26 protein-coding genes are annotated in these 25,566 nt (G+C 53.1%); 11 read left to right on the top strand and 15 right to left on the bottom strand.

Translation table 11 applies throughout. The features are described 5' to 3' along the window. Positions 1-248: 248 nt before the first annotated feature. The 8 genes from JQF37_RS05870 to JQF37_RS05840 all read right to left on the bottom strand — a co-directional run bounded on the left by JQF37_RS05870 (position 249) and on the right by JQF37_RS05840 (position 10,387). Positions 249-3,392: an efflux RND transporter permease subunit gene (locus JQF37_RS05870; protein ID WP_031319188.1), complete on the bottom strand. Its 3,144-nt coding sequence runs from the start codon at positions 3,390-3,392 to the stop codon at positions 249-251. Beyond that, a complete protein-coding gene (locus tag JQF37_RS05865; RefSeq protein ID WP_017341632.1) occupies positions 3,389-4,873 on the bottom strand; it encodes an efflux RND transporter periplasmic adaptor subunit in 1,485 nt (494 codons plus the stop codon). Before JQF37_RS05865 ends, JQF37_RS05870 begins: the two co-directional genes overlap by 4 nt. Beyond that, positions 4,870-6,126 carry a TolC family protein gene (locus tag JQF37_RS05860; protein WP_017341633.1) on the bottom strand — a complete coding sequence of 419 codons (1,257 nt, stop codon included), beginning with the start codon at positions 6,124-6,126 and terminating at the stop codon, positions 4,870-4,872. The genes JQF37_RS05865 and JQF37_RS05860 overlap by 4 nt, the downstream gene beginning before the upstream one ends. Before the next feature lie 99 nt (positions 6,127-6,225). Further along, positions 6,226-6,567 (bottom strand): hypothetical protein, encoded by a 342-nt coding sequence (locus JQF37_RS31305; RefSeq protein ID WP_080995097.1) that lies wholly within the window; start codon positions 6,565-6,567, stop codon positions 6,226-6,228. 74 nt (positions 6,568-6,641) lie between these two features. Then, entirely contained in the window at positions 6,642-7,580 is a 939-nt protein-coding gene (gene copD / locus JQF37_RS05855; protein ID WP_130205478.1) for a copper homeostasis membrane protein CopD, read from the bottom strand. Between the two features lie 3 nt (positions 7,581-7,583). Continuing rightward, positions 7,584-7,967 carry a copper homeostasis periplasmic binding protein CopC gene (gene copC / locus JQF37_RS05850; RefSeq protein ID WP_017341635.1) on the bottom strand — a complete coding sequence of 128 codons (384 nt, stop codon included), beginning with the start codon at positions 7,965-7,967 and terminating at the stop codon, positions 7,584-7,586. A 339-nt stretch (positions 7,968-8,306) separates the two neighbouring features. After that, positions 8,307-9,695: a copper resistance membrane spanning protein CopS gene (gene copS, locus JQF37_RS05845; protein ID WP_031319189.1), complete on the bottom strand. Its 1,389-nt coding sequence runs from the start codon at positions 9,693-9,695 to the stop codon at positions 8,307-8,309. Further along, the gene (locus JQF37_RS05840) at positions 9,692-10,387 is read right to left on the bottom strand and encodes a heavy metal response regulator transcription factor (protein WP_017341638.1); all 696 of its coding nucleotides are present in this window, start codon (positions 10,385-10,387) and stop codon (positions 9,692-9,694) included. Before JQF37_RS05840 ends, copS begins: the two co-directional genes overlap by 4 nt. A 206-nt stretch (positions 10,388-10,593) precedes the next feature. Here JQF37_RS05840 and JQF37_RS05835 point away from each other — a divergent pair, with 206 nt between their 5' ends. The 5 genes from JQF37_RS05835 to JQF37_RS05815 all read left to right on the top strand — a co-directional run bounded on the left by JQF37_RS05835 (position 10,594) and on the right by JQF37_RS05815 (position 14,660). Continuing rightward, the gene (locus tag JQF37_RS05835) at positions 10,594-10,947 is read left to right on the top strand and encodes a co-regulatory protein PtrA N-terminal domain-containing protein (RefSeq protein ID WP_017341639.1); all 354 of its coding nucleotides are present in this window, start codon (positions 10,594-10,596) and stop codon (positions 10,945-10,947) included. A 163-nt stretch (positions 10,948-11,110) separates the two neighbouring features. Further along, positions 11,111-11,647, top strand: a complete 537-nt coding sequence (locus tag JQF37_RS05830; protein ID WP_017341640.1) for a plastocyanin/azurin family copper-binding protein — start codon at positions 11,111-11,113, stop codon at positions 11,645-11,647. A gap of 95 nt (positions 11,648-11,742) precedes the next feature. Beyond that, positions 11,743-11,988 (top strand): DUF2933 domain-containing protein, encoded by a 246-nt coding sequence (locus tag JQF37_RS05825; protein WP_017341641.1) that lies wholly within the window; start codon positions 11,743-11,745, stop codon positions 11,986-11,988. 89 nt (positions 11,989-12,077) lie between these two features. Beyond that, entirely contained in the window at positions 12,078-14,348 is a 2,271-nt protein-coding gene (locus tag JQF37_RS05820; protein ID WP_158488427.1) for a heavy metal translocating P-type ATPase, read from the top strand. Positions 14,349-14,459: 111 nt separating this feature from the next. Beyond that, positions 14,460-14,660 carry a heavy metal-associated domain-containing protein gene (locus JQF37_RS05815; RefSeq protein ID WP_017341643.1) on the top strand — a complete coding sequence of 67 codons (201 nt, stop codon included), beginning with the start codon at positions 14,460-14,462 and terminating at the stop codon, positions 14,658-14,660. Between the two features lie 30 nt (positions 14,661-14,690). Here the strand turns inward: JQF37_RS05815 and flgB are convergent, their stop codons facing one another. After that, complete coding sequence (flgB, locus tag JQF37_RS05810; RefSeq protein ID WP_017341644.1) at positions 14,691-15,104, bottom strand: flagellar basal body rod protein FlgB; 414 nt, start codon at positions 15,102-15,104, stop codon at positions 14,691-14,693. Between the two features lie 385 nt (positions 15,105-15,489). Here flgB and JQF37_RS05805 point away from each other — a divergent pair, with 385 nt between their 5' ends. The 5 genes from JQF37_RS05805 (at position 15,490) to JQF37_RS05785 (ending at position 19,727) form a co-directional block, all read left to right on the top strand. Beyond that, positions 15,490-15,696, top strand: coding sequence for a co-regulatory protein PtrA N-terminal domain-containing protein (locus JQF37_RS05805; protein WP_017341645.1), 207 nt, complete (start codon positions 15,490-15,492; stop codon positions 15,694-15,696). Positions 15,697-15,874: 178 nt separating this feature from the next. Then, on the top strand, positions 15,875-17,803 hold the full coding sequence (locus JQF37_RS05800; RefSeq protein WP_017341646.1) for a copper resistance system multicopper oxidase: 1,929 nt from the start codon (positions 15,875-15,877) through the stop codon (positions 17,801-17,803). Between the two features lie 12 nt (positions 17,804-17,815). Continuing rightward, a complete protein-coding gene (locus JQF37_RS05795) occupies positions 17,816-18,061 on the top strand; it encodes a hypothetical protein (protein ID WP_130205476.1) in 246 nt (81 codons plus the stop codon). Further along, positions 18,033-19,097 (top strand): copper resistance protein B, encoded by a 1,065-nt coding sequence (locus JQF37_RS05790; RefSeq protein WP_017341648.1) that lies wholly within the window; start codon positions 18,033-18,035, stop codon positions 19,095-19,097. Before JQF37_RS05795 ends, JQF37_RS05790 begins: the two co-directional genes overlap by 29 nt. A gap of 162 nt (positions 19,098-19,259) precedes the next feature. Then, the gene (locus JQF37_RS05785; RefSeq protein WP_017341649.1) at positions 19,260-19,727 is read left to right on the top strand and encodes a DUF411 domain-containing protein; all 468 of its coding nucleotides are present in this window, start codon (positions 19,260-19,262) and stop codon (positions 19,725-19,727) included. A 320-nt stretch (positions 19,728-20,047) separates the two neighbouring features. On the opposite strand, the gene JQF37_RS05780 is transcribed toward JQF37_RS05785, so the two are convergent. Genes JQF37_RS05780 through JQF37_RS05770 form a run of 3 tightly spaced genes read right to left on the bottom strand, consistent with a single transcriptional unit; the run spans position 20,048 to position 21,526 of the window. Then, positions 20,048-20,230, bottom strand: a complete 183-nt coding sequence (locus tag JQF37_RS05780) for a DUF1289 domain-containing protein (RefSeq protein ID WP_017341650.1) — start codon at positions 20,228-20,230, stop codon at positions 20,048-20,050. Between the two features lie 43 nt (positions 20,231-20,273). Next, entirely contained in the window at positions 20,274-21,239 is a 966-nt protein-coding gene (dmeF, locus tag JQF37_RS05775) for a CDF family Co(II)/Ni(II) efflux transporter DmeF (RefSeq protein WP_017341651.1), read from the bottom strand. A gap of 11 nt (positions 21,240-21,250) precedes the next feature. Beyond that, positions 21,251-21,526, bottom strand: a complete 276-nt coding sequence (locus tag JQF37_RS05770; RefSeq protein ID WP_017341652.1) for a metal/formaldehyde-sensitive transcriptional repressor — start codon at positions 21,524-21,526, stop codon at positions 21,251-21,253. 359 nt (positions 21,527-21,885) lie between these two features. On the opposite strand from JQF37_RS05770, the gene JQF37_RS05765 reads away from it, so the two are divergent. Beyond that, a complete protein-coding gene (locus JQF37_RS05765; protein WP_017341653.1) occupies positions 21,886-23,196 on the top strand; it encodes an MFS transporter in 1,311 nt (436 codons plus the stop codon). Positions 23,197-23,237: 41 nt separating this feature from the next. On the opposite strand, the gene JQF37_RS05760 is transcribed toward JQF37_RS05765, so the two are convergent. Genes JQF37_RS05760 through JQF37_RS05750 form a run of 3 tightly spaced genes read right to left on the bottom strand, consistent with a single transcriptional unit; the run spans position 23,238 to position 25,564 of the window. Next, positions 23,238-23,981, bottom strand: coding sequence for a TraX family protein (locus JQF37_RS05760; protein WP_017341654.1), 744 nt, complete (start codon positions 23,979-23,981; stop codon positions 23,238-23,240). After that, complete coding sequence (locus tag JQF37_RS05755) at positions 23,978-24,415, bottom strand: YqaA family protein (RefSeq protein ID WP_017341655.1); 438 nt, start codon at positions 24,413-24,415, stop codon at positions 23,978-23,980. Before JQF37_RS05755 ends, JQF37_RS05760 begins: the two co-directional genes overlap by 4 nt. 12 nt (positions 24,416-24,427) lie before the next feature. Beyond that, complete coding sequence (locus JQF37_RS05750) at positions 24,428-25,564, bottom strand: nickel/cobalt efflux protein RcnA (RefSeq protein ID WP_052909678.1); 1,137 nt, start codon at positions 25,562-25,564, stop codon at positions 24,428-24,430. Positions 25,565-25,566: the final 2 nt, after the last annotated feature.

The raw sequence follows: 25,566 nt of genomic DNA, 5'->3' as shown, positions 1-25,566 counted from the left end.
GGCAAGATAAGATCATATTAGGGTCATTCGTCCCGATTTCAAGAGAGATCTGAGGGTGACGAATGCTGAGTCGCCTTTGAGCAGGATGCTTTTTTGGCTCATCGAAAGGCAGTAGTGGCGGCGTTCGTTTTCTGGCAAGTGCTGGTGGGTAATGGCACTGACAACAGCGTATGTAGGACTGATGAAAACGAGCTGTGCAGCTCAAACGAGGCTGCAAGCGCAGCCCCTTTCGTATGCGTTTTTACGCGTCAGTGCTTGCCAGGCTCAGCGGACAAGTGTCGACGACGCAAGAGGTGATAGGTCGCCGGGATCACAAACAGTGATAGCAAGGGTGCCGTAACCATACCGCCAATCATCGGGGCGGCAATGCGGCTCATAACCTCGCTACCGGTACCGCCTCCCAAAAGTATAGGTAACAAACCAGCGATAACCACTGCCACGGTCATAGCCTTAGGTCGAACGCGCTGGACAGCGCCTTCACAAATCGCGGCCATCAACCCGCGTTCTGTGTTGTCACCGAGGTCTTGACGCTCGGTCCATGCATTTTTCAGGTAGAGCAGCATGATCACGCCAAATTCGGCAGAAACACCGGCCAAGGCGATAAAGCCGACCCCGGTGGCAACCGACAGGTTGAATCCCAACAGATAGAGAAACCATGCCCCGCCCGTGAGAGCGAATGGCAGCGTGGCCATAATCAGCAAAGCCTCATCAAGTCGTGCAAATGTCAGGTAGAGCAACACGAAGATGATCAACAGCGTGGCAGGCACCACCAGTTTGAGTCGTGCGTTGGCCCTTTCGAGAAACTCGAACTGACCTGAGTAGCTCAGGCTCATGCCGGGCTGCAACTTGACCTGCTCACTGACGACCCGGCGTAGATCGGCGACTACGGAGGCAATGTCCCGGCCACGCACATCGATGTACACCCAGCCTGAAGGCCGTGCGTTCTCACTCTTGAGCATTGGCGGCCCGTCGTTGACCTTGATCTTCGCCACGGTGCCAAGGGTGATCTGGCTGCCTAGCGGGGTGTAGATCGGCAACTGCTCCAAAGCGCCGAGCGAATCCCGCCACTCACGAGGGTAACGTACGTTAATTGGGAAACGAGCCAACCCTTCAATCGTCTCCCCGACGTTTTCACCGCCGATTGCGCCGGCCACGATCGATTGCACATCGGCAATATTTAACCCATAGCGTGCCGCAGCTTTGCGATCGATATCCACATCAATATAGCGGCCACCGGTCAGTCGTTCGGCTAACGCTGAACTGACACCTGAGACGTCCTTGGCAACACGCTCGATGGCTTGGGTGACGGCATCGATCTCCGTCAGGTTGGTACCGGCAACCTTCACGCCAATCGGGCTTTTTATGCCGGTGGCCAGCATGTCGATACGGTTACGAATAGGCGGTATCCAGATGTTGGTTAATCCTGGGACACGCACCACTTGTTCTAGCTCCTCAACGAGCTTTTCCTGGGTCATGCCTGGGCGCCACTGTTCGCGTGGTTTGAATTGAATGGTGGTCTCGAACATTTCCAACGGTGCCGGGTCAGTCGCGGTTTCAGCGCGGCCGGCTTTTCCGAAAACGTGTTCGACCTCTGGAACTGTCTTTATCAGACGGTCAGTCTGCTGAAGCAGTTGCGCGGCCTTCTGCGCCGATAATCCAGGCAGAGCTGATGGCATATAGAGCAGGTCCCCTTCGTCCAGCGGGGGAAGAAACTCACCACCCAGACGAGAGATCGGCCACAACGCGCTGACAAAGACTAGCAACGCAACCAGCAGCGTTACTTTAGGTCGACGTAATACGGCGTCCAGAGCGGGCTCGTAGATCCGGATCAACCAGCGATTTAGCGGATTCTGTTGCTCATTAGGAATTCGTCCGCGAATCCAATACCCCATCAACACCGGAACTAGAGTTACCGACAGTCCAGCCGCTGCGGCCATAGCATAGGTTTTGGTGAACGCCAAGGGACCGAATAGACGTCCTTCCTGAGCCTCCAGCGTGAACACCGGAATAAACGACAGGGTGATGATCAGCAGACAGAAGAACAATGCAGGTCCTACCTCGGCAGCCGCTTCAGTCATCACGTGCCAATGACGTTCACCTTTCAGTTCCTCCCCAGGATTGGCCACGTGCCAAGCCTCGACCTTCTTGTGGGCGTTTTCAATCATCACCACGGCAGCGTCGACCATGGCGCCGATGGCGATGGCAATCCCGCCAAGGGACATGATGTTGGCGTTGATACCCTGATAGCGCATCACGATGAAGGCGATCAGCACCCCAACCGGCAGGGAGATGATTGCCACCAGAGATGAACGCAGGTGCCAGAGAAAGATTCCGCAGACCAACGCGACGACGATGAACTCTTCGATCAGCTTGTGGCTGAGGTTTTCCACGGCACGATCAATCAACTTGCTGCGGTCGTAGGTAGTGACGATTTCTACCCCCGCTGGCAGACTGCTTTTCAGCTCGTCGAGTTTGGTCTTGACCGCCGCAATGGTTTCTCGAGCATTCTTACCGCTGCGCAGAATTACCACGCCGCCGACGGTCTCACCTTCGCCATCGAGTTCGGTGATGCCTCGACGCATCTCAGGCCCCATCTGAATCGTGGCAACATCGCCCAGAGTGACCGGCACACCACCCGTGCCCAGTTTGAGTGGGATAGCACGAAAATCATTGAGGGTCTTCAAGTAGCCGGAAGCCCGCACAATAAACTCGGTCTCCGCCATCTCCAGCACCGCCCCACCAGTTTCCTGATTGGCCTTGCCGATCGCCTCGGTCACTTCAGACTGCGTGATACCCAAGCTGGCCAACTTCACCGGATCAAGCTGCACCTGGTACTGCTTTACCATGCCACCCACCGTGGCCACTTCCGCAACGTTCGGTAGGGTCTTAAGCTCGAATTTGAGGAACCAGTCCTGCAAGGCACGTAACTGCGCCAAATCATGCCCGCCGCTTCGGTCTACCAGGGCGTACTGGAAAATCCAGCCAACCCCAGTGGCATCAGGTCCTAATGCGGGCTTGGCACTGGCCGGAAGCCGGCTTTGTATCTGGCTCAGATATTCCAATACGCGCGAGCGGGCCCAGTACAAGTCAGTTCCGTCTTCGAATAGTACGTAAACGAAACTGTCGCCAAAGAAGGAATAACCGCGCACAGTCTTGGCACCAGGCACAGAGAGCATAGTGGTTGCCAATGGATAGGTGACCTGGTTCTCTACGATCTGTGGGGCTTGGCCTGGATAAGGTGTACGGATAATTACCTGAACATCCGACAGGTCTGGCAATGCGTCAATGGGCGTACTTTGAACCGCCCAGATCCCCCATGCCGTGACAAACAGCGTCGCTAGCAACACAAGAAAGCGGTTAGCCACCGACCAGCGAATAAGGGCCGCGATCATGGCTGGCTCCCAGAGCGTTCCAGACGCTCAACGCGCAGACCATCTTCCGTCTGGCTGACAGCGATCCGAACCTTGTCGCCCGTTTTAAGATCCTTCATCAGAGCTGGAGCGGCGAGAGGGAAAGTCATCGTCATGCCTGACATACCCAATGTTCTGAAGGGACCGTGGGCGAGCGTGACTTCTTTGTCGTTGATCTCAACGATCTGACCATCGGCCTCATGCAAAGCGCCTGCGGTTACAGTAGATGGCGAAACGTCCAGTGAGCTTGCGACAACGCCCTTGAGACTGGCCTCCGAGTCGAGAAGGAACTGGCCAGAAGTCACCACTTTTTGCCCCTCTTCCAAGCCGTTCAATATCAGCGTTTTGCCATCGTTATCTTGGCCTAACTGCACCTCCACCGGGCGATATCGACCAGCGTCTTCAGAGAGCATGACCAACGTACGTCGACCTGTACGAATGACGGCCTCGCTCGGCACCCACAAAACACTTTGCTCCGTCGAACGATTGAGACTTACCTGCGCGGTCAAACCTGGCCTGAGTCGGCCATCCGGATTGGGTAACTCAACTCGAACGCGAAGTGTGCGACTGTCCGAACTGGTTTCCGGAAGAATCGCACTGACGACGCCCTTGAGCACAACTCCAGGGAGCGCGGACAAACGCGCTTCGGCTGCTTGCCCTACGACGATTGACCCAGCCTCCGACTCTGGTACTGCCACGGCCAGCCAGACACTGCTCAAACCATTAACACGCGCCAGCGTCTCGCCTGCGGCCACCGTCATACCTTCACGCACACTCAGCTCTTGAAGCACACCACCAATAGGGCTGGTCAGAGTCAGGTTCGGTTGAACTTTGCCACTGCGCTCAACTTGAGCAATTAACTTAGTTGGCATTCCGGTGAGCCTCAATCGCTGGCGGGCCGCTGTCAGCAAGTCAGCATCGCCACTACGCTTGAGGGCGAGAAATTCCTCTTGAGCAGCTGCCCAATCCGGCACCAAGATATCTGCCAAGGCGGCATTCACTTTCAGCACATCACCAGATGCATGGCCGTACACGCGCTCGACAAAGCCCGCCGTACGGGCCTGAATGACTGCAACGTCCCGTTCGTTGAAGGCCAGAACACCTACCACGTTCAGTGTCGAGGCAAATACCCCTCGACTGACACGAGCCAGTCGCACACCAAGGTTCTGAGTCAGGCTTGGATCAATTCGAATGCCGCCGCTGTCCCCCTTGGTATCTGCGTATTGGGGGATCATCTGCATGTCCATGAAGGGTGACTTACCCGGTTTATCGAATTTCTGTTGTGGGTACATGGGGTCATACCAATACAGAACCTTTCGATCGGCAGAGGCTTTGGCTTCCTGATCCGGCTCGACACTAGCTACTTCGCTCATTCGCGGTTGGGCTAACCAGTAACCTCCGGCAACACCCAAGGCGATCGAGATGCCGACAACTAAAGTCCCTTTCCATACTTTGAAATTCATTGAGCGGGCTCCCCGTAAGAGAAATACAGGCGAGCGCTGGTGAGAGCACGTTGCTCTTCAACGTCAATCTGCTTGAGACGGGCTTCGATGAGTTCGCGTCGGGCGGCCACAACCGAGTTCAAATCACCTTTGCCGGAACGGTAGCTAGCCATGGTGAGTTCAACCTTTTCTTTAGCCAGCGGCAACAAGCTTTCCTGATTACGGTTGACTGCACGATTGAGTCGCTCGTAGTCGGCCAACTCATCCTCCAGTTGCTGGGTATGCTCGCGCGACAGAGCTTCCCGCTCAGCCTCAAGCTGGTTGAGTTCGGCGTGCTTTGCCGCAATTTTGGGGTTTTGCCGAGAGTCAGGAAACAGCGGGAGATCCCATGAAAACTGGACGCTAACCATGTCACCGAATTGTTTGCCTCGATGCTGATAGTCGAATTCCCAGCTCCAGTCAGATTGCTTTTCCGCCTCAGCTTCACGGATCTTGGCTTGTGCTTCACGGGTCATCGGCACATACGCCGCCAATTCAGGGTGATGTTGCAGCTTATGGGAGTATCCAGAGGTTTCAATGGGCCAATCAGGCAAGCTGCCCGCCGGTTTGTCATTGGCAGCAGGGCCAATCCAGCGCTTGAGGGCCGCCCGGGCCTGTGCACGTTGGCGAACTAAATCATCCTGCTGCTCCGCCAGTTGGGCAGCTTCCTGTTTAGGTGTCACCGCATCGGCGGGTTGGGCGCGGCCACCCGCAATCTGAGATCTGACGGTATCGGTCAGAAGACGGTTTTCTTTGTAGAAGTCCTGGAACATCGCATCTTTACGCTCAACCGAGTAGCTACTGATCCAGGCCAATGCCGTGGACTGTCGGACGTTCAGACGCGCCACTCGACGCTCAGCGGACGCTCGATCAACAGCCGCATCCGCGACCTCGATACGTGCTTTGCGCTTATCGCTGTTGGGCATCTCCTGTCTGATCCCGACCACTTGCATGGTCATGAAGTCCTGGTCGATGCTCCATCTGTCGGCACCACCAATGGGGTAGTTCTGCACGCCCAGCAGTAGCTTGGGATCGGGTAGTTCGCCGGCGGGAATGGCCGCACTGGTGGCTGCTTGAATTTTGGCGTCTTGTGCGGTCAACGACGGTGCATTGTTTTCGGCCAGCCGCAGCGCTTCATCGAGTGTCAATGCACCAGCAAGGCTCGGCAATGCCAGTACGCTTGCCGCCAGGCCGGCCACGAGGGACCAACCTGTGCAAAAGCAGTTGGAGTTCATGTTCACGATTCCTGTGATGATCCACCGCGCGCTTCATAAGACATGCGCGCAGATATGCCATCCCGCTAACGCGGAATGAGGCTCAGTGTGGTACAGGAATCAAGTACGGGGAGGTCGCCATAACCCAGAAGGGGTTTGTACGAGTGGGAAATGGCTGGAGAAGGGCAGAACGATTGGACTGGACAAGGTAATAGGAGGCTTGATGATCGAGACTTGCAGCATGCCGCCCGTTTTGCATTCCTGGCCCGACTTACAAGGTTTGCCATGCTCAGCGGTACTTTTCATGTCGTGGCAGCAGTCTTGACCCATACCATCCATCATCGCTATACCCATGGTTTTCATCGGGCATGGTTCAGTCGATGCCTGAACACCCGCCATCCCGCTAAGGGGAAGCGCCAAGCTAATTAGGAAAATCAGGCAAAACCGCACATAGCGTTTCATGGGCTAAAGTGTAGACGGTGCAAATGGCTCTTACAATTCACCCTTAAGACTCCTGTATTGGCTGTTACCAACGTCTATGCTGCGCTCATTTCCATGACAGGGCTTAAAGTACCTAACCATGCGACAAGACAGATAATGATGACCGCCATTGAAAACTCAAGTTTCATGCTACGGCGCAAGGCATTCACCGCGACAGCGTATTCGCCATTGCGAACTGATCGCTCCAATAAGGGGCTTAGATGAAAACGGTTAAGCGTGGCTAATACGATCATCCCTGCAAATAGCAGGACTTTCAAAAATAGCAACTGGCCATAAGTGCTGAGCATCACCTCATCGAGGCTCGGTCCTACGATAAATAGATAATTCACCACGCCCGTTATACTGATGATCACTACAATCACCGCGCCGGCCGATTCAAACCCTGTCAGTACCCGAGCAAGAACTCGTACTTCCTGATCACCTTTCAGCGATTTTAAACGCAGCAGCAGTGCAAATGCTGCCAACGCACCCAACCAACCGCCTGCGGCCAAGAGATGGAAGATGTCGCTAGTAAAATGCCAGTAACGACGGCTCCCTTCGTCCATCGCACCATGCCCTGTCCATGCCAGCGTCGCTAGCGCAATGGCGCCACATACAGTGACAATCCAAAGACTGAGTGTCGGAAAGCGCTTACTCAGAGCAACGCCGACAACAGCCGTCAGCAACGCCACTATCCGGACCATCCAGGTCAAACCGACGTCCGTCCCCATGAGAACCATTTGAAAAATATGGTGATGTAGCTCCATGAAGCCCGACACACCACTCATAGCTTTCGCAAGCAACAACATGGCTGCTAGAGACAGAGCCACACCTAAAACAGATGTACTGTAAAGAAGCGACTCAAAATTTAAAACCGCTCCCGATACTCTCTCTTTTCCCCTCAGGCTATAAAGACCAAATATTGCCAGTCCAAATAACAGCATCAGATCAAAATATAGAGCAAAGCGAACAGCTATATTTATTGAGTCGCTCATGAATCATTTCACTTTGAAAGAAAAATTGCCGGTGATGGGATGAGTGTCAGACGAGACGGCACGCCACTCAACTTTATAAGTACCTGTGGTCAATGGCGATGCAGGCGTAATTACCATCGTCTTAGGATCTCCCCCGCCTGCAACAGCTGCTTTAACGCCCATTGGGGAGTTAGGCATGCCGGGCATATCGGTCATGATCAGCTTAGCACCGGAAAACTGAGTCGTTAGATTCTCAGAAAATTGCAGTTCAATTTTCGCAGGAGCAGCAACATCCGACCCTTCTGCTGGAGTAGAAGAAAGCAGCTTTGGATGTGCCTGAGCAACTGCACTCAAAAGCAAACCCGCTGTCAGTGCTACAGCTACGGTGGTGGTTTTAAGGAATGACATGCAAGACTCCTCACAGCAAAAGCTGTTGGTTCTAGGTTTTTGATGAGTATCTAGTTATTACTTTTACGCTTATTAAAAACACTGGCGAGCTACCTAGCAGATTCCGTGTTCTAGGGCGACCTGGACAGGAATAATCACAAGAATTCCAACGTCACAGCGCAAGTACACGATGCCACACGAACGCAAACTATTCGATTACATTTCAGTCAGCTTGGACCTGCTTTGGGACGCTGAATTTCTTGAAAAGATGGTTAAAATGGGCTTCCGTTTTGCGACGTTCACACCGTGAAAACCGTTCGCAAGACCACATAGCTGCTCGGGTGTATATGGGGTTGTTGATTAGGCATTTTCTGCACTCGCACAAGGGAGTTGTATATGAAAAGCTGTTTTTCCAGCTGACGACGTGCACCATATCTTGCCGTCGTGTGACTCTATGATTGATCGAGTGATTGATAAGCCTAGCCCCGCATTACTTGGGTTTCCTTCTCTACGAGCGGGGTCCACTCGATAAAATCGATCAAACAGTTTTTCAAGGTGCTCAGGAGCGATAGGTTCTCCAGGGTTTTCCACGGAGATAGAGATTGACGTCCCTTCCTGTCTTATATCGACACTGATACATTTCCCTGCGGGGGTGTACCGGAGGGCATTCGAGAGCAGATTAGAGATAGCCCTGTCGAGCATAAGAACGTCACCTCGGACGCTGCCTCTCCCTGTCACCTTAAGGTCGATGCCTTGCTCATCAGCCAACAAGCGGTAGTACTCGAGTAATTTCTCTACTAGCGCTACCAAGTCTATCGGTTTGTTTTCATGAGTAATCAGACCATTATCTGATTTCGCTAGAAAAAGCATGTCATCGATCATCCGCCCCATACGCTTCAGGTCATCAAGATTCGAATACAAGTTGTCTTCGTAATCCTCAATATTCCTTTTTCGAGAAAGCACCACTTCGGTGTGTGTCATCAAATTGCTGACTGGTGTTCGTAGTTCGTGAGCAATGTCCGCAGAGAAGTTTGATAAGCGAACAAATGCATCGTCAAGTCTAGATAACATTGCATTAAAAGAAAGCACCATCTGCTGAAGCTCTTTAGGAACGGCCGCTAAAGGAATCCGTTCTTTGAGCGATTTAGCAGACATTGACGCAGCGACTTGAGTAACCTGGCGAATAGGTCTTAGTCCACTGCTCGCGACCATCCAGCCCAGCGCCGCACTGACCAGCGCGCTTATAAACAACCCTATCAAAAACCAGCGTTCAAGCGTCTCAAAGAACGCCATATGTTGCGTAACGTCAAAGATCAACATAACGGTCAGCGGTTTTTCTTGTCCCGTCACAATCGCCTGCGCCGTTATTCCCCGGAACGTTTGCTCATCATCACGCCACTCCCAAACGTTGTTGTTTGAGGTCGTGCGAAAGTCTTCAGGAATATCGATTGGACCTGGATCAGCAAAAAGGGTCTTGCCGTGACCATCGAAGATCAGGGCTGTCAAATCTCGGTGAGCACCCAGCAGCGCCTCCAACTCAGGCTTAACATCACTGAACTGGTCAATGCTACTCAATCCCGTCAAAATTCTTTGGGTCGAGTGTAGCTTCTCGTTTAGCGCCTGCTGATCTAGCATTTTGAAATGATGCCGGCTAAGGCTGTTAAAACTGAGTCCAGCGACGGTGAGCACCGCCGTTACAGCTAGCATGAACATCAGGCTCATGCGGGTAGTCAGAGACATTCGCTTCATTCCAGCCCCGTCCCAGAATCCGGCGCATCTAGCATGTAGCCCATGCCTCGGGAGGTGTGGATAAGCTTGACCTCAAAATCATCATCAATCTTTGCTCTGAGCCGCCTTACGGCGACCTCGATGACGTTCGTATCGCTGTCGAAGTTCATGTCCCACACCTGGGAAGCGATAAGCGACTTAGGCAGCACCTCACCTCGACGACGGAGCAGCAATTCGAGTAACGCAAACTCTTTGGCCGTGAGATCTATACGTTTGCCTCCACGGACAACCCTGCGCTTGAGCAGGTCAACCTCAAGATCAGCCAATTTCATATGAGTTTGGGAGGGGGCTGTACTCCCTCTTCGCAGCAGCGTTCTGACGCGGGCAAGCAATTCAGAAAAAGCGAAGGGTTTTATGAGGTAATCGTCTGCCCCCAGCTCAAGTCCTTTGACGCGATCCTCGACGCGGTCTCGCGCCGTGAGAAAAAGCACGGGGACATTTTTTCCGGATGCCCGCACCTTCTGAAGTACTTCCCATCCGTCCAGCCCAGGCATCATCACATCGAGAATCAGCAGGTCATAAGCCTCGCTCAACGCGTGTTGAAGCGCCTCCTTACCATTGGTAAAGCGATCAACATTGAACCCTGCCTCAGCAAGACCTTGCTGCAAATAAATGCCTATTTTGGGTTCGTCTTCCGCAACCAGAAGTCTCATGGGGGTGGCTCTCGAATGATTGTGATGATGAGTCTGCAAGGAAATGCTTCTGCCAACCAGCAACTGACAGAAAAGTAATATTGGCTTCAGGTAGATGTCAGCGAGTGCTGTCTAGGGTTCGAGCATGAGTACTCCCTAGTACTCGACCGACGCCTCCGCATGAAACCTTGGGGGAGCCGGAAAACAGATCAAAAAGGAGCTTCCTCATGAATCATCTAAAAATCCTTATCTTTGTGGGTTCGATACTCATCTCAGCGTCTGCTTTGGCTGAAGGTGGCGCAGATCGGATTGCGGAGCGTATGGAAAGCCTACGCGACAAAGCAGAAGCGACCTTGGTGCAAGCTGAAAAAGCCCCAGAGGGAGAGCGCCATGTACACATGGCCGAGCATATGAAACTGCTGGGCGAGATCATGAACCAACTCCATCAGGATCACCCAAAAGCATCAATGTCGCCTCAGGAACATCTTTCCTGGATGGAAAAGCACGACGCTATGGTTGATGACGTTTTGAACCAAATGCAGCGCGAACACAAACTGATGCTTTCTGAGAACCATCAGTAACCGGGTACCTCCGATGGGCTGTTTGATCCGCTCGGTTGGTACGGCGTCATATGCGCGCCGCACTACTCTTGGAAACTGACAGAAATGTAGTGTTCACGTCAGTTAGCTGGCAGCTCTATCCTTTTAGCATAGCTAGTGTTTTCCATTTGCTCTTGAGGTCATCATGAAAGCTAAGCTCGTTACCCCAGTTATTGCGGCGATCACCTTATTCTTCGGTGCGACGGCCATGGCAGACGTAGGTCATGGCAAAGAGGACATCGGCCAGCCTGGCGTCGCCTCTGCGGTGACCCGTACGGTAGATGTGGAGATGGGTGATATTTTCTTCATGCCTAAAAACATCGATGTGAAGCCTGGTGAGACTATTCGTTTTGTCCTTCGTAATAAGGGCGCACTGCTGCACGAATTCAATATCGGCCAAGCCGCCGCTCATGCCGCGCACCAAAAAGAAATGGCGAGCATGTTCCAGAATGGAACGCTTACACCCACCGGGTCAGGGAAAATGACGGGCAGCATGGGTCACAGCATGGGAGGGATGAAGATGGTTGGAATGGAACACAACGACCCGAACAGCATGCTGATCGAGCCAGGAGCAACAAAGGAATTGATCTGGACCTTCAACAATACAACTGGACTTCAATTTGCCTGTAACGTGCCAGGTCATTACCAGTCTGGGATGGTCGGTCAATTTGACCTGAACTGAGCCTGAACTGACCGCTAAACCCGCGTCTCCTCAAGAGTTGGCTACGCTCTGAGGCAGACATCAGAGCAACTCGCTCACACACTGGGGTCTAGATCATGAATAACCATCAGCATCCGGCTGGAAGCATCACCACCCCATTTTGGACGCGCAAAACAGGCGTTGTACTGATTATGTTCATTGTGATCGGCGCCTTCTACGTGGTGCGGGAGCATTTCAGCCACGTTTATCCATATTTGCCCTATCTCATTCTGTTGATCTGTCCATTGATGCATTTTTTTGGGCATGGACATGGCGTACATGACCATGGCAATCAGGCGCAAGCCAACAAGGAAGAGAAATAGCTATGCCCAATAAACCGAGCCACCACGATCACGGTCCTACCCACGCTGCCTCGCCCCCTGACGCTGATCTACGTGACCCGGTGTGCGGCATGACGATTACGCCTCCAAGTAAATTTGGCGAGTCTTATCAGGGACAGATTTATCAGTTTTGCAGCCAAAAATGCCAAGAGAAATTTCGGGCAGCTCCAGAGCACTACAGTGGTATTCATCCCAGCACTGAACCCAGCATCGCGGCTACAGAGCCCGCGGTCCAAGTAGCCACTGAATTTACCTGCCCGATGCACCCGGAAATAAAACAGCCAGGGCCCGGCAATTGCCCAAAATGTGGCATGACATTAGAACCTGTCATTCCGGCGCTAGATGACGATGACAAAACCGAGCTCCGTGATTTCGCGCGCCGCTTTTGGTGGTCTCTGCCTTTAACCGTGATAGTGACCGTTCTAGCCATGGCGGGCCATTCATTACAACTCTTCCATGGCTCGGTTCAAAACTGGATCGAGTTTGCTCTTGCGACACCGGTCACCTTATGGGCAGGGTGGCCCTTTTTTGTAAGGGGCATAGCATCTGTTAGAAATCGCAGTCCAAATATGTGGACTCTGATAGGTTTGGGTACTTCCGCAGCTTATCTTTACAGCGTCGCAGCAACCCTCTTTCCCCAAAGTTTTCCCACCACCTTCATGCAAGATGGACGCATCGGCGTTTACTTCGAAGCCGCTGCAGTCATCATCTCGCTCACCTTGCTTGGGCAGATTCTTGAGCTAAAAGCACGGTCACAAACCTCCGCCGCCATTAAGTCCCTTCTAGGCCTATCTCCCAAAACTGCACGCAAGATCAACGCCGATGGTCAGGAGGAAGACATTCCTCTTACCCATGTTCACTTGGGCGACCATTTGCGGGTCAGACCTGGTGAAAAGGTGCCAGTTGATGGCTCTGTGCTCGAGGGAGAAAGTGCGGTGGATGAGTCCATGCTCACTGGTGAACCTGTGCCGGTAATGAAAAGGCCAGGGGATAGTTTGATCGGCGCCACGCTTAATACTCACGGGAGCTTGGTGATGGAGGCGCAAAAGGTCGGCGCCGACACCATGCTGTCTCAGATAGTGCAAATGGTCGCTCTAGCCCAACGCTCCAAAGCGCCAATGCAAAGAATGGCCGACTCGATCGCCGGCTACTTTGTGATGGGGGTTATCGCGATTGCGTTGCTGACATTCTTAGGTTGGGGACTATTCGGCCCGGAACCCAGCTGGGTCTTCGGCCTGATCAATGCTGTCGCCGTACTTATCATCGCTTGCCCCTGTGCACTTGGTCTTGCAACGCCCATGTCGATCATGGTTTCGACCGGTAAAGCGGCCAGTATGGGAGTGCTGTTCAGGGACGCCAGTGCTATTGAAAACCTTTGCAAGATCGACACGCTGATTGTCGATAAAACGGGGACCCTGACAGAGGGACGGCCGGAATTTCACAGTGTGGAGGCCACACCAGATTTTAACCCACACGATGTTCTTCAACTGGCCGCTAGCCTTGATCAAGGCAGCGAACATCCTTTGGCGCACGCCATCGTCGATCACGCCCGAACTGAAAATATCGCGCTCACCAAGCCTGAATCGTTTGAGTCCGGGTCTGGGATTGGAGTCAGTGGCCTTGTTGATGGCAAGAAAGTACAGCTGGGCAACACAGCGCTGATGGACGCTGCCGGTGTAAGCACCAAGGTCTTACAGTACCGTGCAGAGTTGTTGCGCCTTGAAGGCATCAGCATAATCTATCTAGCAGTTGACGGGGTTCTGGCAGGATTACTGGCGGTCTCAGATCCGATAAAACCGACCTCCAAAGAAGCAGTCACCAAGCTTAAAGCTGATAACGTAAAAATCATCATGGCCACCGGAGACGGGCTCACCACCGCACGTGCTGTCGCCAAGGAGATGGGTATTGAAGAGGTTCATGGAGAAGTCAAACCTCAGGACAAAGAGCGCCTGGTGGCGGACCTCCAGCGATACGGTCGAAAGGTTGCCATGGCCGGCGACGGTATCAACGACGCACCGGCCTTGGCGCGTGCAGATGTGGGCATTGCCATGGGTACAGGGACTGATGTCGCGATGAATAGCGCTCAGCTCACGCTGGTAAAAGGCGACCTGATGGGGATTTTACGGGCACGGGCACTTTCGGTTGCGACAGTAAAAAACATGCGGCAAAACTTGGGTTTCGCCTTCCTTTACAACTCAATGGGTATTCCCTTGGCCGCAGGCCTACTCTATCCGCTGACGGGGCACCTTCTGTCGCCAATGATCGCTGCGTTAGCCATGAGCGTCAGTTCTGCGTCAGTAGTTTTCAATGCTTTGAGACTGAGGAATACCCATATAGCTTGAGCGCAACCGTTGCTCGCACCCCACAAAACATAACTCTTGACCTTACCGCGGTGTCAACGTTGATGCTGTAATCGCGGTGAAAAGAGACCGCTCAGCACAAGAGGAATAACCATGTTCGTCTTAAACGTATCAGGCATTGGTTGCGGTAGCTGCGTCAGCAAAATCACTAAAGCGATTCAGTCGTTGGACAGCGAGGCTAAAGTTTCCGTGGATCGCGCGGCAGGTAAGGTAAAAGTTGAAAGTAGCGAAAACCCAGAGCAAGTTCGTAAAGCTGTCGAATCACTCGGTTTCCCATCGCAAATCAGCGCTTAAGGCGCTGATTTCATTGTTGGGTAAATTTTACTAATCACCTCGCAGAGCTTTAAGCAGCCCCTTAAATGCTCCGTTTAATCTATTAAAAGCGCTTTCAAAATGAATTTCGTTATCAGTAAACTTTGCCACTTCAAGCTGTGCATCCACAGTATTTTGATCAAGTGACGGTTGGTAAGGCGTGCTGTAAAGCAAACCATCACCTTGACCATCACTTGCTAATTCGTTTGCGGCAATATGTTTTAGGTTTGTTGTTTTCAAAGAGAACGGAGAATCCAAGCCTCGTTTTGTCTGGCTGGCGAGCACAGCAGAAAACTCCAAATCTCTAGCCTTAAAGTTAGGAGTATCAGCGTTAGCGATATTATTGCTAAGTACCTCAGCTCTTTGGCTGCGATAAACTAACGCTCTTTCTGCGGAGCCAAGCGCTTTTTCAAAATTAATGCTCACAAGCGGCCACCTTCCGTCACGCTACTATTTCCCATTTTCACCTATATCAAACACTTATGTGTTGAATGTGGCGCGTCTGAGTCGGCTTATAACTCCGGTGCAAATTCAAAAAACGTCAAGCCCTGTGAAAGTGACCGAAAGCACAGAACACCGAACGGCTAAATTTTAGGAGCTTGATTTCAGCGAATTCCGACAATGGATAGACCATACGGATTAAGTACATCGCAGCTCAAGAGAAATATCGGAACCTGACACAACTGTAATATTGGCCTAAGCTGCCTGACAGGGAATCAGTCTTATAGTCCTATTGAGCCTTAAGCTCTTCCCTGAGCATCAACAACTTTGTTGTGGATTCAGGGGCTACCATCTATCAGAGGAAACCCAAATGAACCCTATCAAAACCTTGTTCGTCATCGCTGCTCTGACCGTATCTTCTTTTGCTATGGCTGAAGGCGGAGGTGACCGCACTTTCGAACGTATGGAAGCGGCCAGGAGTAACTCGATGGAATCGTACCAAGTAGCCCAAACGAAAAATTCCCAGCCTCCTGTCGCGGAAAGCAAAGCCAGGGCGATGGACCACAAAAATTGCTAAATATTTGAGCTACGCTCACAAGCTGACAGAAATGTAATCACTGTGGTGGTTTAAATGTGGCAATTTCTGAGCTCGCTTACCGTTTGAGTTCGTCTTTTGTAACGGTGAGTGAGTCTCATCCAGACAATTCATTTGTTGTTTCGCGCGGCTTCCCTTTTGACTGATTGGACATAACGGCATGCACTCCAAAACCTCTAGGCGGACATTCGTGAAAGGCTTGGCCGCTGGTGGCATTCTCGGCGGCCTTGGCCTTTGGCGCACTCCTGTATGGGCGGTGACAAGTCCTGGTATGCCGAGCGTACTCTCCGGTAACGAATTTGATCTGTTTATTGGTGAAAGCCCTGTAAACATCACAGGCTCGCCTCGCACAGCTATGACCATCAACGGATCATTGCCCGGACCGTTGCTGCGTTGGCGTGAGGGTGAGACCGTCACTCTGCGTGTAAAAAACCGTCTAGACCAAGACACATCAATCCATTGGCACGGGATCATCTTACCCGCCAACATGGACGGTGTGCCTGGCTTGAGCTTCCATGGCATCGCACCCGATGGCATGTACGAATACAAATTCAAGCTTCATCAGAACGGAACCTACTGGTATCACAGCCACTCGGGTTTGCAGGAGCAGGCAGGCGTTTACGGTCCAATCGTCATCGATTCGAAAGAACCTGAACCGTTTCAATACGATCGCGACTACGTGGTGATGTTGACTGACTGGACCGACGAAGATCCCAGCCACGTTATGGCGAAACTCAAGAAACAATCGGGCTATTACAACCATCACAAGCGCACCGTCGGAGACTTCATAGACGATGTCAGCAGCAAAGGTTGGTCTTCGACGGTAGCAGATCGAAAGATGTGGGCTGAGATGAACATGAGTCCTACTGACCTCGGCGATGTCAGCGCGGATACCTATACCTATCTCATGAATGGCCAGGCACCCAACGGTAACTGGACTGGTATTTTCAAACCGGGCGAGAAACTCCGTCTGCGCTTTATCAACGGCTCGGCCATGAGCTATTTCGACGTCCGCATTCCTGGGTTGAAGATGACCGTGGTTGCCGCAGACGGTCAACATGTCAAGCCGGTGAGCGTCGACGAGTTTCGTATTGCGGTAGCTGAAACATATGACGTTATTGTGGAGACTGCTACTGATGAGGCGTACACCATCTTCGCTCAGTCTATGGATCGCACAGGTTACGCTAGCGGAACACTTGCAGTGCGTGACGGCCTAAAGGCACCGATACCTGCAATTGACCCACGTCCTATAGTAACTATGGATGACATGGGGATGGGCGGTATGGCTGGTATGGACCATGGCAGCTCGGGTGGAATGGGCGGCGGCGACATGGCCGGCATGGACCACAGCAAGATGGCAGGGATGAACCAAGGTGACATGACCGGGATGACCGGCATGGACAGCGGTGACATGACTAACATGGCTGGTATGGATCACAGCAAGATGGCTGGCATGGACAAAGGCGACATGTCCAACATGGCTGGCATGGACCACAGCAAGATGGCAGGAATGGGCAGTGGTGATATGTCAGGGATGGCTGGCATGGGAGGTATGGGTGGAGGAATGCAGACTCACCCAGCCTCTGAAACCAACAATCCCTTGGTTGACATGCAAGCCATGAGTCCAACGCCAAAGCTGAACGATCCTGGCATAGGCTTGCGGAACAATGGTCGTCGAGTGCTCACTTACTCCGACTTGAAAAGCACTTTCCAAGATCCTGACGGCCGCGAGCCAAATCGCACCATCGAGCTTCACCTGACCGGTCACATGGAGAAGTTTTCGTGGTCGTTCAACGGCATCAAATTCTCTGACGCCGAACCACTGCGCCTGAAGTATGGCGAGCGTCTGCGCATCACCTTGGTGAACGACACCATGATGACCCACCCCATCCACCTTCACGGCATGTGGAGTGACCTCGAGGATGAGAACGGCAAGTTCATGGTGCGCAAGCACACGATTGATATGCCACCAGGTACCAAACGCAGCTATCGAGTCACCGCTGATGCCTTAGGCCGCTGGGCATATCACTGCCACCTGCTTTTCCATATGGAAATGGGCATGTTCCGTGAAGTACGGGTTGATGAGTAAAGGAGACGATCTGTGAGCACATACCTAAATCGTAATTCCCTCGTGGATTGCCTCTTTGCCGCTGTCCTGCTGAGTGGACTCTCGTCCACGGTGCTGGCAGAGGAAAATGGCAGCGATCATTCAACCACTGTTCCTGCTACAGCAACGGACAAGCCAGCAGCGGCAAACGATTCGAAGCTAGATCACGGGTCAATGGACCATAGCAAGATGAGCCATGAGTCGATGGATCATGACCAAAAAACCAAAAAGGCAGATTGAGATCATGACCAGTAAGTTTTTACGCCCAACGCTGATGGCACTTGCAGTCTCCACCGGTCCAGCATTCTTTTTTATGGCTCAAGCCGCTGAAGAGATGGATCCGTCGATGGCGATGCCATCAAGTGCGGACGCAAAGCCATCAATTGCACAAAAATCCAAACCAGCCAAAGCGAAAGATGCCGCGATGGATCACTCCAAGATGGACCACGGCTCAATGGGAGCCATGGACCATAGCAAGATGGGGGCGATGGATCACAGCAAGATGAGCATGGATAACGGGCAAATGGACGGTATGGAAAGCATGGATGGAGGGGCGACTACCACAAGCCGAACCCCGATCCCCGTACTTACCGACGCTGACCGGGCCGCCGCTTTTCCAGACGTACCAGGCCATGGTGTGCACGATAAAAAAATTAACTCGTTCATCCTCCTGGATAAATTTGAGTACCAAGACGCTGACAACGGCAGTGCGCTGGCTTGGGATGCAAAAGGGTGGATCGGCGGTGACGTCGACCGCCTCTGGTTGCGTTCGGAAGGCGAACGTACAAATGGCGTAACCGAAAACGCTGAACTTCAGGCTCTGTGGGGACACGCCATCGGTCCATGGTGGGATGTCGTCACCGGTATTCGACAAGATTTCAAACCCGGGTCACCTCAAACCTGGGGAGCGCTCGGTATTCAGGGCATGGCCCTCTATAACTTTGAAGCTGAAGCGACTGCTTATATTGGTGAGAACGGTCAAACCGCTGCTCGATTTGAAGGCGATTACGACATCCTGTTGACCAATCGCCTGATCTTGCAGCCGACCGCCGAAGTAAACTTGTACGGAAAAAATGATCCTCAGCGCGGCATAGGATCTGGATTGGCCAACACCGAACTAGGCCTGCGGTTGCGCTACGAAATTACTCGTCAATTCGCCCCCTACATTGGTGTTAGCTGGAATCGCTCATACGGTAAGACGGCTGACCTGGCCAGCGATGATGGGGAAAAAACAAACGAGGCCCGATTTGTAGCTGGTATTCGGATGTGGTTCTAAGCGATTTGATCACTAGCCCTACGAATTCTAATGATCGGGGAGTTAGCTCCCCGACTCTAGAGTAGATCCTTCAATGTAACCTTTGCAGCGGCATGAACGCTTGAGTGGGGTTCTATTGCTTCGTAGAACATCTCGCCGTCTCCAAGGGAAAAGGAAATATTCATGACAGGTAGCTTCCGACTTTCAAGTCGATCTCTGCGTATCGCAACATTCGCCGCGCTGTTCATTGGCTCAACGGCTCAAGCGGCGCAGGCCCTCACCATCGATGTGCATCGTGATGCAAACTGCGGATGTTGCAAAAAATGGATTCAGCATCTTGAGGCCAATGGCTTCACCGTCATCGATCATGAAGAAACCAACATGAGTGCTCTCAAACAAGATCTGGGTGTCGCTCCACGACTCTCGTCTTGTCACACCGCGATGATCAACGGGAAGTTTGTTGAAGGCCACGTGCCAGCTGAGCAAATAATTGCGATGAGTAAACGCGACGACCTTCTCGGGATCGCTGCTCCCGGCATGCCACCTGGTTCTCCAGGAATGGAAGTCGACGGAGTGCATGAGGCCTACCAGATAATCGGCCTGACCAAAGCTGGCACAGATCAGGTCATTGCTGAGTACCCTCAAAACTAATCCCACCCCATCCCTCCCGTCACAGCATGGTCAGCGTTCATGACCATGCAGCGGGACATGCTCCTTCGATTTCATTCTCAAGCCATGGCTAAAGACGATCAACAGCCGTCGTAAAGGCATGCTTGTGCCTAATCAGACAACCCCGAACCGCAGTCCTCAATAACAATTTGAGATGACCCTATCCTCAGCATGCTGACAAGCACTGCGCAGCTGATCGCGATAGTGTTAAGTTCGGAGATGGCGTTGCCCCCCTCAGCTTGCCTTCCTGAATCAGGACATCTGTCTCGGCTGAAACAGTAGAAAACGTAAATGACGGTGGCTTAAGAGTTCTTTTTTTGAAGGCTCTTCAGACGCAGGGTCGCGCGTTGTACAGCGGCCATTTTTTCTGGACGCTTCATTCGTTTCCATTTTCTGATGTCTTCCTTGGTGCGACCGCAGCTAACGCACAGTTCGCTGTTCAGCTGGCAAACAGAAATACAGGGATTTTCGATGTCCTTGGCCATTGTTCAATTCCTCGTCGAACTTATGCGTGCTGCGGGTTCATTGCTAAGCCAGAACAGCGATCTGATCAGGTGAGTCAGCACCCAACTTCGTGCGGAACTCAACTGTCAGATGAGTGATCTCATGAACCGTCGCAAGCCGCTCTCGTATGTTTTCTGCATTGACTGCTGGGCTGCCCAGAACACTCACAATCGCGGCGCGGGCTTGCGGCCCCACCTGCCAGACATGAAGATCAATGATCGAAGCATCTCCCGGTCGCTCAACCAGTTCACGAATCTCTTCAGCGACATGATCATCTGTCTGGTCGAGCAATACACCCGAAGTCACCCTCATCAACGACCAAGCCCAGCGTGCAATCACAACGGCACCCACAATCCCCATTGCAGGGTCGAGCCATACCCAACCAAGGTATCGACCAGCAAGAAGGGCTGCGATGGCCAGAACCGAAGTCAGTGCATCTGCAATGACGTGAACGTATGCAGAGCGCAAATTATTGTCGTGACCATGCGCATGGTGAGACTCATCGTGGCCGTGGTCATGCCCATGGTGATGATCATGACCGCCAGACAGCAAAAGCGCGCTCACCACATTCACTGCTAGTCCGACAATTGCGATTAGAGTCGCTGTCCCGAATTGCACTTGAGTCGGTTGAAAGAGACGAAACAGCGACTCTCCAGCAATTCCCAAGGAAACCAGTCCCAAAATCAGAGCAGAAGCGAAGCCACCCAAGTCTCCCACCTTGCCAGTTCCAAAACTGTAGCGAGCACTTGAGGCATGTCTTTTCGCGTAAGCGTAAGCAGCTGCGGCTATGCCCAGTGCTCCTGCATGCGTTGCCATGTGAAAACCATCAGCAAGCAACGCCATTGAGCCAGTGAGATAACCTGCGGTGATTTCAGCAACCATCATTACGACGGTCAGGGCCACCACCCACAAGGTTCGCTTGGCGTTTTCTTCATGTGATTTCCCAAGGAACATATGGTCGTGGGAATACTCGGCGTACGAATTACTCATCTGGGCAAATCCTATTTGGAATAGCGGCGAATGGCTTCGAGCAGCTCGTCGACACCTTTCGCTCTTTCGTCGTTGCTGAGTGTCGGATTCGCGACGTGTTCACGAGCGTGGTCTTCGATAATTTCATCCATCAGCCCATTGATAGCGCCACGGGTAGAAGCGACCAAAAGCAGAGTTTTCGAGCAGTCATCATCAGAGTCGAGTGCTCGCTCAATCGCCTGGACTTGCCCAGCGATTCGCTTTACGCGCTTAAGAAGATTGTCTTTGCTTGATCTCATGTGACTCATACCATACCCCCCCTACCTATTAGAACAATATAATCACACGTTCCAATTGGCCATACAACCCAGGGAGGGAATCCATCCGACCAGCAGCGTTGCAGCATTTGAATGCTGCATTCGAAACATTCAGCACGTCGCCTCGCCGCGCAGTACCAATACAAGCCGTATGGGCGGCCCGGCACTTCAATAATTCGATAGATGGCGTAGCGCCTATCTCTTGAGCTGCCTAGGTCAATGGTTTAGGATCGAACCACATCCCCCCTGGGGGGATGCAGCAATCAACAGAGACGAAACCAGCTGATTGCGTCTCTTCGTGGAAAGTTCGGTAACCACATGGTTACGCACTTCGCTATTTGAGATATTTCATGCTGAAAATCCTAGCCAACCGTACCTACCGTCACCTCTTCTTGGCTCAAGTGATTGCGCTCATTGGGACGGGTCTTGCCACTGTTGCATTAGGCCTATTAGCGTTCGACCTTGCAGGTGCCAATGCGGGCGCTGTGCTCGGTACGGCGTTGGCGATCAAAATGACGGCCTACATTGGCGTTGCGCCAATCGCAGCCGCTTTTGCAGAGCGTTTACCCCGTCGGGCAATGCTGGTCTCTCTGGATCTGGTGCGAGCACTGGTCGCACTGGCTCTTCCGTTTGTGACGGAAGTCTGGCAAATCTACGTGCTGATTTTCGTCCTTCAGTCCGCTTCGGCAGCGTTCACTCCGACGTTCCAGGCGACCATTCCAGACATACTGGTGGATGAAGACGACTACACCCGTGCCTTGTCGCTATCACGTCTGGCCTATGATCTTGAAAGTGTCGCGAGCCCGATGCTTGCCGCTGCACTGTTGACGGTGATCAGCTTCCATAGCCTGTTCGCCGGCACGGTCATTGGGTTCCTTGCCTCAGCGGCCCTAGTCGCCACAGTGCTGCTGCCTAAGGCGAAGCAGATACCACGACGCAGCATCTACGAACGAACCACCCGTGGCATGCGCATATTTCTGGCCACACCTCGCTTGCGAGGGCTGTTGGCTCTCAATCTTACGGTTGCGGCCGCCAGTGCTATGGTCATCGTCAATACGGTGGTGCTGGTGCAGTCGCGCTTCGCTCTGCCGCAGAGTTCTACGGCATTGGCGCTGGCCGCGTTTGGTGGCGGTTCCATGGTGGCGGCCCTGGTCTTGCCTCGACTGTTGAAAAATATCAAAGACCGAACGGCCATGTTGTTTGGTGGAGGAGTATTGCTCGCAGGCTTAGCAGTTGGCATCAACCTAACCACCTATAACTTCCTGCTACCGCTGTGGGTGGTGCTTGGGGTGGGCTACTCCTTGGCTCAAACCCCGAGCGGTCGACTGTTGCGTCGCTCGGCACATGCCGAAGATCGCCCAGCGTTGTTTGCCGCCCAATTTGCGCTATCCCATGCTTGCTGGTTGATTACCTACCCATTGGCGGGATGGTTGGGTGCGAACATCAGCCTCACTGCGTCGTTTGTTGGGCTCGCTGTCGTGGCAGGTAGTGCGCTGGTGGTCAGCATCGTGATCTGGCGTCCAGCTCATGACCAAGACTCTATCAAGCACACCCATGAGAATCTGCCGGGCGATCACACGCACGTCGACGGCCAGGAAGGTGCGGATCACGAACATCCATACGTGATCGATGATCAACATCGCCGATGGCCCAACAAATGATTGTAAGTTCCTAAGATTTGCTAAGGCTAGTTGTCGGACATTCAGACTAGGAGCCGTAGGGCTTGCAGAGCGGCAAGGTGCCCCGGATAGAACCAGTAGCCCCATTGCCCAACCGGCCAGATCTTGAAGGAGAAGGTCTGACGCAGAAGCCAAAGTCCGATCAACGGGGCCGCGAATGCGGTGCTCAAAGCCAGCATTGAATAGATTTCCAAGTCCAACGCCCTGGTTACGATGCTACTGCGGGTATTGCTCAACAGGCATAGAGCCGCTGGCAGCAACCAAAGAACGCCGGGGTTCTTTATTGCTACTAAGCCAGCCGCTGGAACAAGTGCACCGTAGAAGCCGTACATCAGAGGATCATCCAGCCCGTAGGCAACTGCGGCGGCCATCAACGCCATAGCGCTGCTTAACAGAGTGCGATGTTGCCACCCCCAGGCAATCACCAGCCCCAATGCCAGGGTAACCAACACATTGAATGATCCCGAGGTGCTGATGTAGCGATAAGGCACTTCTGAAATGGCGGCAAACAACAGCATCAGCGCAAGGTATCGACCATTCGCCACCGTCAGCAATTCGCCCGGTTTGGAGCGCGCTACGTTGGCCGCAATGGCGACACAGAACAGCGGAAAGGAAAGTCTCCCCGGAATGAACAGGTTGCTCATTTCCGGCCACACCAATCGTAAGTGGTCGATGACCATTGTGAGCATCGCCAGCCACTTGATCAGATCCAGGCTACTGCTTCGGCTCTTGAGTGGGGGGAGCGGGGTAGTATGAGCCGTCGTCATGCCCACCCCAGTGTGACGGCGGTCAGCACGAGATAACGCACGCCCTTGGCCAGGGTGACGATCAGAAGGAAACTCCAGAGTGGTTCGCGCAGGACTCCGGCGACTACCGTCAGCGGATCGCCAATGATGGGCACCCAGCTCAGCAACAGTGAACAGCGCCCGTAGCGCAGATAGGACTGCTGGGCTTTTTCTAACTTGCTCTCGCTCACTGGGAACCAGCCCTTATGACGGAATCGTTCAACAGAACGGCCCAGTACCCAGTTAAGTACAGAGCCAAGAACGTTGCCGAAAGTTGCGACCGCCAAAAGCGTTGAAGCAACGTATTGGTCGGAAAGCAACATCCCGACCAACACGGCTTCAGACTGCATGGGCAGTAACGTTGCGGCACCGAATGCCGCCAGGAACAGACCAACGTAGCTGGTGAGTTCAAACACTCGGACATCGCCTCATGCGTTCAGGCCGATCCAGCCATGAAAGCCGACGTACAGACCAACACCGATGATCAACACGCTGGACAGGTACGGTGCACGACGCGCAACGGTGCCCATCCAAGGCCAGCGATTGGAGGCCTGCTTGGCGCCAATAGCGGCGGCTGCACCGACGGTTACCAATGTGAGCGCCAGACCAATGCTGAAGCACAGGACGAGCACGCCACCCAAGGCGACTTCTTTGACCTGAAGGCAGAGCAGCAAAACGGTGATGGCCGCAGGGCAAGGAATGAGCCCCCCCGTCAACCCGAACATGATGATCTGTCCCGTGGTGACCTCACGGTTGGTAAAGCGCTTGCGGATATCGTTGGCATGGGCGCGCTCATGCGCATCCTGATAGCCATCAATCGACAACTCCAGGCCTTCCAGTTCGGAATGCGCGTGCCCGTGATCATGCTCTAGGTATTCCAGGTCATAATCATGGGAATGACCGGCATGGCCCAAGCTCAAGCGGGCACTGAATTCATGCGGTTCAGGGATATCGAGTGCCGACTCCAGGAAGTCTTCGCGCTCGACGAAAGAGAACGATTGAGTGCTGCCGTCCAGACGAGTAGTCATCAGGCGAACATCTGAGGCTGCCCAGGCGTGTCCGGTCAATGTCTTCAGGCGCCAGTGCGGTGGCACGCCTTCTTCGAAGATCGACAGCTCAACACGGCCATGGCCAGTATCAATTCGGTGGGTCTCATCATGATGACCATGGTCATGCTCGTCGTGGTGGTGATCATCACCTTGCTCGAACTTGAACATCTGCTCGCCACGCCAGGTACGCCACAGCATCCACAGCGCAATCACAATGATCAGGGCAGCAGACGCGAGTTGGAAATACGGCTCCGTGGTTTGAGCGTCCAAGCCTTTGCCCAGATACATGCCGCCAATGGCGACCAACCACACTACAGCGGTATGCGACAGCGTCGCGGCCAGGCCCAACAATACAGCCTGTTTTACCGAGCCACGAATGGCCACGATAAAGGCCGCCATCATGGTTTTTGAGTGGCCAGGTTCCAGGCCGTGCAAGGCTCCGAGCAGAATGGCACTCGGAAAGTATAGCCAGGCGTGAGAGCCACCCTGTTGCAAGAGTTCAGCGAAGTTGGGCATGT

It is taken from the genome of Pseudomonas sp. MIL9 (genome assembly GCF_016887925.1).
Taxonomy (GTDB): domain Bacteria; phylum Pseudomonadota; class Gammaproteobacteria; order Pseudomonadales; family Pseudomonadaceae; genus Aquipseudomonas; species Aquipseudomonas mohnii.
This window is presented reverse-complemented; position numbering and strand designations above follow the sequence as displayed.